Consider the following 4,192-nt stretch of genomic DNA (forward strand, 5'->3'; position numbering starts at 1 on the left):
CATGGAATCCGCATGAACATTCGTACATTCTGTCTTTCGCTTTGTTCTTCTCTCTACAGGCAGGACAAGATTGAGAAGTGTAGGCGGGATTGACCTCCACAACTTGTATGCCAGCAAGATTTGCTTTGTAGGAGATACATTGTTGAAGTTGATAGAAAGTCCAATTATGCAGGTTCTTTGCGTTTTTACGGCTTGTTCTTGCCGTCTTGCGAATATTCTCTAGTCGTTCAAGCTTGATGATTGACACACCTTCCTGAATAGCTGTATTGACAATTTTTTGAGTTTACCTAATTGGCGTCTACGCTGTTGGTGCTTTCTTCGTATGTACTTGTTCTGTCTCCCTTTCCCAAAGAAACAAGTCTTGCCCGTAGAAGTTACTGCAACAGCAGGAACTTTCAAACCAAGATCTATACCCATGACGTTTTCGTTGATGGTTACGCTTGTAGGCACTTCTACGGAAATTTGAGCGTACCATTTCCCTGACTTTTCCATGATACGCATCAATCCAAATTTTCCTTTGCATAACAATTCCCTGTCTCGGCTAGTCATCGTAGCACGAAACGCCGTTTTCTTCGTCTTTCCATCTACAACGATAGGGAAAGCAACTGTATTTTCAGATACCGTGTAGTTTTGATTATTGACGAAATATACAGGTTTCTTAAGAATCGGACGACCGCCAAGTTTCTTACTTTTACGAAAAACACTCTTAGCATCACGTATGGATTGGTTACAGACGGCTGATGGTAGAATCGTTTCAACATTTTTAGTCGTTGTCTTTGGAAACGAACGAAGTTGTTCAGCTTGTTCCGTGAGCAGATTGACAACACGAATATATTCCTTTCCTAAATGACGAAGAATATCTGGTTGAGCAGGAAATATACGAATCGTAACGGTTAACGCTTGCATGTGTTCACCCCCTTGTCTTTTGCTGTTCCACATATCTTTTAATCGTTTCGCTGGAAACATTCCCTGCCGTACTGACAAAATATGAACGTGTCCAAAGAGAAGGCAAATGCGCTAGATGTTTGAACTCCTCTCTTAATTTTTTAGATGTGACCCCTTTGATTTTTGCCATAATATCAGCAGGACTGAATGTTGGCAAAGCGTTTAAAAAAAGATGAGTATGGTCTTTGTCTGTTTCGATTGCGATAATCTCTATTTTCAATTCATCGCAAACATCCTTCACTAATTCCTTAAACCTTATTTCTACATCTAATTGGAGGAATATCTTTTTTCTGTATCGAGGACAAAAAACAAAATGATAGGTAATGAATGATACGGTAGTGGTCGTTCTTCTATAATTATCCATATACGGATTGTATCAGTTCAAATCATTCACTACAACAAAAAAACACAAGAAACACTGGAACATTGACGTGTCTATAGACACGCCTGTTCCAATCTCGCTATCATCCCACACCTAAAGGAGTGGGCTTTCTCGCTCGAAAAATTCTGTAATTTTCTCTCTACAGAATGACACAGTAATATTTTCCATGTTATCACACAACACTTCCCCCTCACACAAACAAAAAACGCCCGTGTTACCAGGCGTTTTTGTAGATACCCCGTGAATTACCCGTACGTTAGTTGTCTCGCGTTCATGCGAATCACGCTTATATTCTTTCCTTCTATAATAATTTGACAGTAGTTGGAGAGCTTCTTGCTTCTCTGGGACCGTATAATTCGAGAGATAGGCTTGCTAGTGCGATAAGACCTTGCTCAGGAATGCCTGTGTTCGAGGTTGGTCAGGTGAGGAGAAGATCTTCTCCGGTGGCCCGTCCTCAATCAACGTACCGCCGTCCATCACGACTACGCGATCAGCTACCTCACGGGCAAAGCCCATCTCGTGAGTGACGACCACCATAGTCATCCCTTCTGCAGCCAGCTGTTTCATGACCGCCAGCACTTCCCCTACCAATTCAGGATCGAGGGCTGAGGTAGGCTCGTCAAACAGCATTACTTTCGGCTTCATTGCCAAGGCGCGAGCGATGGCCACACGCTGTTTTTGTCCGCCTGACAATTGGTCTGGATACATATCTGCCTTTTCAGCAAGTCCGACCTTACGCAGCAGCTCGCGTGCCTGTTTCTCGGTTTCCTCCCGCTTTGTTTTTTTCACAGTCATCGGGGCCATCATGACGTTCTCAAGCACGTTCACATGAGGGAACAAATTGAAGTTTTGAAACACCATACCTACCTCAGCGCGAACCTTGTCCAGCTCTTTCTGGGGCATTTCCACGAGCTTTCCGTCCTTTTGAATCAATCCGATCGGCTTTCCTTCGATCTCAATCGAGCCTTCTTGAATCTGCTCCAGGTAATTCATGCAGCGCAGTAACGTGCTTTTTCCGGAACCGCTTGGCCCGATCATTACCACGACTTCTCCTTGACTGACATTGAGGCTCACGTCTTTTAGGACGTGCAGGCTTCCATACGATTTGTGGATTCGTTTGACGGATATCATCAGGCACGCGCCCCCTCTACACTTAATTTGCGTTCCAGACGGCCGATGCCGACCGAGATGGAGTAGTTGACGAGGAAGTACAGAACAGCGATGCCGATGTAGATCTCAAAGTAACGGAAATTGTTCGATACGATCAGATTGCCTGCGCGCATCAATTCAGACACCGTAATGACGGACAGAAGCGAAGAGTTCTTGGTCAACGCGATGAATTCATTGCACAGCGGCGGAAGCATGCGGCGTACAGCTTGCGGCAAAATAACCTTCACCATGGTGTGGAAATGACTCATCCCGAGAGAACGTCCAGCTTCCATTTGTCCTTTATCAATCGATTGAATCGCTCCGCGCACGATTTCCGATACGTAAGCGGCGCTGTACATCCCGAGTCCCAGCACCCCAGCTACAGATGCACTCAAATCCACTTGCAAGCCGATCGCCAAGCCATAGTAAAGAATCATGAGCTGCACCAACAGCGGAGTTCCGCGAAACCATGCCAGATACAAGGAGCAGAGTATAGATATCCATTTTTGCTTGGACATCCTTCCGAGACCAATGATCAGACCCAGAACCGCACTTAGAATCAGTGCCATGAAAGTCATCGAAACCGTAACCCATAGCCCTTCCAGAAGCGCATATAAATTGTTGTCTTCAAAAATTACCATAAAATCAAGCGCCATTGGTGCACCTCCTGATGTTGTTATTCACCAAACCATTTTTTAACGATTTCTTCCTGCTTGCCGTTTTCTTTCAAGGTTTTCAGTGCCTTGTCGAGAGCAGCTACAAATTCTTTGTTTTCCTTGCGTACACCGTAACCGTAGTATTCTTGCGTCAGCTCAACATCGAGAACTTTTACCTTTTGGCTCTGCTTTGCGTACACCTTGGCAGCAGGCATTCCAGTAACAACAGCGTCTACGCGATTGCTTTCCAGCTCGAGGAACATTTCTACGTTTTTCTCGACTTCCACGAGTTTTACTTCCGGGTATTTCTCTTTCAGGAATTTGGCAGACTTGGTACCGATTTGGACGGCTACTTTTTTGCCTTTCAAATCATCAGCACCTTTGATCGTGTCATTTCCGTTTTGCACCATGATAGTCAGACCGCCTGGATAATACGGCTGGGAGAAGTCGATGGTTTGTTTGCGCTCATCCGTGATGTACATCGCGGATACGATCATATCGAACTTCTTGCCTTGCAACCCTGGAATCAGGCCTTTGAAGTCGGTGTCTACGAATTCGACTTTCTCCGCGCCCAGCTCAGATGCGATCGCTTTCACAAGTTCGATGTCAAAGCCTTCATATTCGTTCTGTGCATTCTTGTATTCGAACGGCTGGAAAGTAGCGTCCGTTCCTACCAACAAGGTTTTGGTGTCTTTGATCTTTTGCAGCACTTCATCTGTTGGTGCTGCAGCTTGACTACCATTGCCCGGCGTAGCTGTCTGCTCTGCAGGCTTGGCACCACAGCCAGCGATCAAAGCCCCGGTGACGAGCAGTGCACACAGAGAGAACAGTCCCTTACGAAATCCCTTCATGTTGTAAACCCCCTACCAAATATATTTTAGTAATTTCGAACATTAGCTATATTCACATATCGTGCCAATCGAGAAATCGAAGAGGAAAAGTAGAAGCAATAGCAAACGAGAGGCTGTCTAAAGCCATTCTTAGGCCGTTTGCCATGAGTTGGGTGAGTATTTTGAAAATACAAAAAAGGCGGCAATTTTCGCAGGGCGGCGGATTTTGC

At 45.2% G+C, this 4,192-nt stretch carries 6 protein-coding genes; all 6 read right to left on the bottom strand.

Features of this window, described 5'->3' with window-relative positions; all coding sequences use genetic code 11:
• On the bottom strand, positions 1-247 hold a 247-nt coding region (locus C7R93_RS30880; RefSeq protein WP_244191696.1), incomplete at its 3' end, for an IS200/IS605 family accessory protein TnpB-related protein.
• Positions 220-906 (bottom strand): hypothetical protein, encoded by a 687-nt coding sequence (locus C7R93_RS29735; protein WP_244191697.1) that lies wholly within the window; start codon positions 904-906, stop codon positions 220-222. The genes C7R93_RS29735 and C7R93_RS30880, both read right to left, overlap by 28 nt.
• Positions 907-910: 4 nt before the next feature.
• The gene (tnpA, locus tag C7R93_RS29740) at positions 911-1,309 is read right to left on the bottom strand and encodes an IS200/IS605 family transposase (RefSeq protein WP_106842158.1); all 399 of its coding nucleotides are present in this window, start codon (positions 1,307-1,309) and stop codon (positions 911-913) included.
• A 390-nt stretch (positions 1,310-1,699) separates the two neighbouring features.
• Positions 1,700-2,458, bottom strand: coding sequence for an amino acid ABC transporter ATP-binding protein (locus C7R93_RS29745; protein WP_007726622.1), 759 nt, complete (start codon positions 2,456-2,458; stop codon positions 1,700-1,702).
• Positions 2,458-3,132: an amino acid ABC transporter permease gene (locus C7R93_RS29750; RefSeq protein ID WP_007726620.1), complete on the bottom strand. Its 675-nt coding sequence runs from the start codon at positions 3,130-3,132 to the stop codon at positions 2,458-2,460. The genes C7R93_RS29745 and C7R93_RS29750 overlap by 1 nt, the downstream gene beginning before the upstream one ends.
• 20 nt (positions 3,133-3,152) lie before the next feature.
• Positions 3,153-3,983: a transporter substrate-binding domain-containing protein gene (locus C7R93_RS29755; RefSeq protein ID WP_106842159.1), complete on the bottom strand. Its 831-nt coding sequence runs from the start codon at positions 3,981-3,983 to the stop codon at positions 3,153-3,155.
• Positions 3,984-4,192 lie beyond the last annotated feature (209 nt).

The organism is Brevibacillus fortis (genome assembly GCF_003013395.1).
In the GTDB taxonomy this organism is placed as follows: Bacteria; Bacillota; Bacilli; order Brevibacillales; family Brevibacillaceae; genus Brevibacillus; species Brevibacillus fortis.